General features: G+C 36.2%; 4 protein-coding genes. 2 read left to right on the forward strand and 2 right to left on the reverse strand.

Annotated elements, in window-relative coordinates; translation table 11 throughout:
* Nucleotides 1-1,122 (forward strand): tyrosine-type recombinase/integrase (locus AC3AX0_RS03600; RefSeq protein WP_487548937.1); only part of this gene is annotated, 1,122 nt, incomplete at its 5' end.
* Between the two features lie 73 nt (nt 1,123-1,195).
* Here AC3AX0_RS03600 and rlmD read toward each other — a convergent pair.
* Nucleotides 1,196-2,572, reverse strand: a complete 1,377-nt coding sequence (gene rlmD, locus AC3AX0_RS03605; protein WP_487548938.1) for a 23S rRNA (uracil(1939)-C(5))-methyltransferase RlmD — start codon at nt 2,570-2,572, stop codon at nt 1,196-1,198.
* Between the two features lie 127 nt (nt 2,573-2,699).
* Between rlmD and AC3AX0_RS03610 the strand changes: the two genes are divergently transcribed.
* Complete coding sequence (locus AC3AX0_RS03610; RefSeq protein ID WP_487548939.1) at nt 2,700-4,043, forward strand: hypothetical protein; 1,344 nt, start codon at nt 2,700-2,702, stop codon at nt 4,041-4,043.
* A gap of 103 nt (nt 4,044-4,146) precedes the next feature.
* Here AC3AX0_RS03610 and AC3AX0_RS03615 read toward each other — a convergent pair.
* Nucleotides 4,147-4,363: sortase family protein (locus AC3AX0_RS03615; protein ID WP_487548940.1), on the reverse strand; the 217-nt coding region annotated here is incomplete at its 5' end.

Consider the following 4,363-nt stretch of genomic DNA (forward strand, 5'->3'; position numbering starts at 1 on the left):
GAAAGAGCCGGTGGTAGGACTAAGAAAGAAGCTGAAAAGGCACTCAGGGATGCTATAACTGAATATGAAAATGCTGGACTTCATTTTGATATAAGTGAGGTGTCCGTATCTGACTACATGGATTACTGGATGAGAGAGTATGTTAAAATCAACTGCAAATATAACACCATCCAGGCATATACCAACATAATTGAAAAACACATAAAGCCAGCTTTAGGCATGTACAAGTTGAAAGCACTAACACCTTCAGTTCTTCAAGAGTTCATCAACGGGAAACATCTAAGTGGATTCAGCAAAAATTATATTATCAACATAATGACCGTTCTGAGCGGCTCAATTAAAGCAGCAGTGCATCCGTATAAGTTCATAAAGCAAAACCCTATGGCATACGTAAAAATGCCTAAAATCGAACATAATAAGCATGATACTGATAGAAAAGTTCTGTCTTCAGATGAATATACCAGAATAATCACAAGATTCAACCAGGGATCCTCATTCTTCATCCCACTTCAAATTGCATACCACACCGGAGCAAGAGCCGGAGAAGTTTGTGGACTAACATGGGATAGAGTTGATCTGGAAAAGAAAATCATCACAGTTAACAGAATCACTGTAAAAAGAGATAAGCAATGGTATTTTGGAACCACAAAGACAAAAGGATCCACAAGAGAGATACCTATAGGAGACAGTCTGGCTGCTATACTGAAGAAGCACAAGACTTATCAGAAAGAAAACAAACTAAAATACGGCCAGTTCTATACTGACTATTACTTAAACAAAAAAACATCAAGATTCTACGGTCTGGATAAAACCACTGTGAAATCTATCGACGAACCTTTGAATTTCGTATGTACTATGGAGAACGGCAAACTGGTCACTCCTGAATCAATCAAGTATTGCAGCAGGGTAATCAATTACGAGCTGGGGATCCAATTCAACTTTCATGCACTGAGGCATACGCATGCAACCATGCTTATAGAACATGGAGCCAACCTGAAAGATGTACAGACTCGTCTAGGACATTCGAAGTTGTCCACCACTATGGACACTTATGCACACGCAACAAAAAAGATGTCCACTGACTCAGTAGACATCTTTGAAAAGGTCCTGAAAAGGAAATAAAAACTTCCTACGCGAGCAAAATTGCGTAGGAAGAATGTAGGAAGTTCAGGGATTTCCAACATCCCAAATCCTTCTAGCCCTTGATTTTACTCACTAGCTTCACAACACACTCCACATGTGTACCATGAGGAAACATGTCAACAGGCTGAGCTTCAACTATTTCATAGCCTCCGTCTCCTAAAAGCTTTAAATCTCTAGCTAATGTAGCTGGATTACAAGATACATAGACCACTTTTTCAGGCTTCATTTTGATTATTGTTTCAATAACTGACTTTTCGCATCCTTTTCTAGGAGGGTCAACTATTACTATGTCTGCATCTATTCCCTGGTTGTGAAGCTTTGGAAATACATCTTCTGCTTTTCCACAATAGAAATCCACATTGTCAATTTTATTCTCCACAGCATTCTTCTTGGCATCGTCTATAGCCGCCTTTACTATCTCTATGCCATATACATGCTTGGATTTTTTTGCAGCGGCAAGAGATATGGTTCCAATTCCACAATAAATGTCGTAAACCACTTTATTTTCATCAAGTTCCGCATATTCCAAAGCCTTGCTGTACAGCACATCTGTCTGGAAAGGATTAACCTGGAAGAAAGAATGTGGTGATATGGAAAATTCAAGATCATATATCCAGTCTTTCAAAACAGGCTTTCCATATATCACCTTGTTTTTATTTCCAAGTATGACATTAGGCTGTCTTTCATTTACATTAAGCACAATGGACTTTATTTCGGGAACTTCTTCCAAAAGCTTTCCGATTATTTCACTTTTGTTAGGAAGCTTGTTCTTTGAAGTCACTATTATTAACATTATTTCGTTTTTCTTATTGCTTCTTATCATTAGATGCTTTATGAGACCCTTGTGTGTTCTTTCATCATAGGGTTCAAGACTTAATAAATCCATCAAGTTTCTGAAAGCATTGACAATCCTGTCTGCCGCATCATGTTGAATTAAACATTTGTCAAGATCTACTATATCATGGGTTCCCATCTTGTATGCACCGATTGCAATGTCTCCCTTGTCCCTTGCTACAGGAAAGGCTCCCTTGTTTCTGTATCTGAATGGGTTTTCCATTCCCAAGGTATCATTTATTTTTATGTCATTAACACCGATAGCTTTTCTGATTTCAGACTCCACCCTGCTTTTCTTGTACTCAAGCTGTTTCTTATAATCCATATGCATAATCTGACATCCACCGCATTCCCAGAAATATTTACATTCAGGCTCGGTTCTATATTCAGATTTTTTTAAAAGTTCTACAAGTTTTCCAACACCATATTTCTTCTTTTTTTCAATTATTCTTATCTTTGCTTCATCACCCATTATCAAGTCATCAACAAATACAACATAGCCATCAATCCTAGCCACGCCTTGACCCCTGTGATTTATATCCACTATTTCAACTTCCACTACATCATTTATTCTAATTTCCAGTTTTTCTTGCATTTTAATCTCCGAATTTTTAATTTTTCAAATAATTATTATATTATATCATCAATAAATGATAAATAAGTTTATTTTTTTATTTTCCTATTATATAATAAAAGATAGTCAAACAGAGAGGGAAATTCTAATGAAACCTTTAACTAATATATTTTTACTTTTAATGATAGTTTTTTGTACATCTACAATGCCGCTGTTTTTGTCACCTATCGACTACAGCTCAACAATCAATATATCCGACAATGGAGATTATACTCCAAATGATTCAAGTATTGTCAACTTCAAGTCGAACTCGGGTTATGCCTTCACGGACCCCGACACTCTTATACTTGAAATATTCTACAGTGGATCCATGGAATTGTCCATGTCCGATGACACGCTTTTTAACATTGATGTCCTCAACGATGCAGGCCTTGTTGAATCTGGTATCAATGCAAAGATGGTTTCGTCCATTCATTTCAGCAACAACAAGTATCAGCTGGACAAGGACAATCCAGTTATTTCAACTATAAGCATCAACCAAAGGGATTATTCCCTGCCAGACGGCAAGTATAAGCTTGTCATTACACCAAAAATCTATGAACTGAAAAATGAAAGCCTGGAAGTAAATGTAACATATACACAAGACAGAAAATACCTGGCCGCAGTCGATACTCCGCTTGAAGGAACAAGAGGTGTAACAGTTTACCTTGCTAATGATGATGACATTCTACTTCCAATATCGGAGTTCATAGCTGATGCCACTGACATTTATGAATACAGACTGATTGAATCTGCCTATGCCAAGGATTATTCACCTTATTCACTTAAGAATCCTACAGGTTCTGTAAATTACATGGTCTTCCAGGATGGAATCATATATGTAGATGTAAATGGAAGCGACCCAATCTATAACAACAACAATACATCCGACAATGCTTACTGGGCTTTTTTAAAATCCTATACAGGTATTAGCTATGTTGAAAGAGTAAGATTCACCGTGGACAATTATGTAGTGGATGAGTATTTCGGTAGCCACCAAATAGCAAGTTCAATTCCATATTACAATACAGACAAGGTTTATCTTCCTGTCATAGCTGGAGAAAGGTATCTCCTTGCGGATTTCAACCTGCTGAACAGCCAAGGACTTGGTTCAAGAGAAAAAATCGATCTTATGGTTGAAAACATGAAAAACGGCAACATGTCAGGATTACCTTCCATGACTAATAACATCAACTTCTCATATGAAATAAGCGGTTCAACTGTAAACATTCTATTCAACAGTGATGTGAGTTTTGACAACTATTCAGAAGACAAGCTAAACATGATGCTTGAATCAATGATTTATTCGTTTACAAGCATAAACGGAATTGACAGCATCTATATCAGCACCTTCAATGAAAACATTACAGACATAGGCTCATATTCTGCAGGTTTTGCCATTTATCCAAAGGATAATATCAATCCATTTGAATCTATAGTCGTTAATGAATAAAAATCATATAATTAATTGCAATATAAAACTGGAACGAATTTCGCTCCAGTTTTTATTTTATTCTAATTTTCAATTGTCTGTATAATTCAATATCATTGGATATTTATTGCTTAACAGCATGAAGTATAACTCTAGAGTTTTTATACCAGAAACTGCAGGTTACAAGTGTCATTATCTCATCATCTAGTGTTACTTCAATATCACTGTCAAGAAGTGACCTATTATAAGCCCTGTCTATAAATTCCTGATATTTTTCATCATCATTGTAGTTTGTATATAAATAATAATCTTCCTTGTTTAAGTCAACTACATATGCAGAG

This window comes from Dethiosulfatibacter sp. (assembly GCF_983023055.1).

Excerpts from the sequence above, each read along its gene's own strand:
- rlmD (WP_487548938.1), bottom strand. The coding sequence starts at position 2,572 with ATGCAAGAAAAACTGGAAATTAGAATAAATGATGTAGTGGAAGTTGAA.
- AC3AX0_RS03610 (WP_487548939.1), top strand. The coding sequence starts at position 2,700 with ATGAAACCTTTAACTAATATATTTTTACTTTTAATGATAGTTTTTTGT.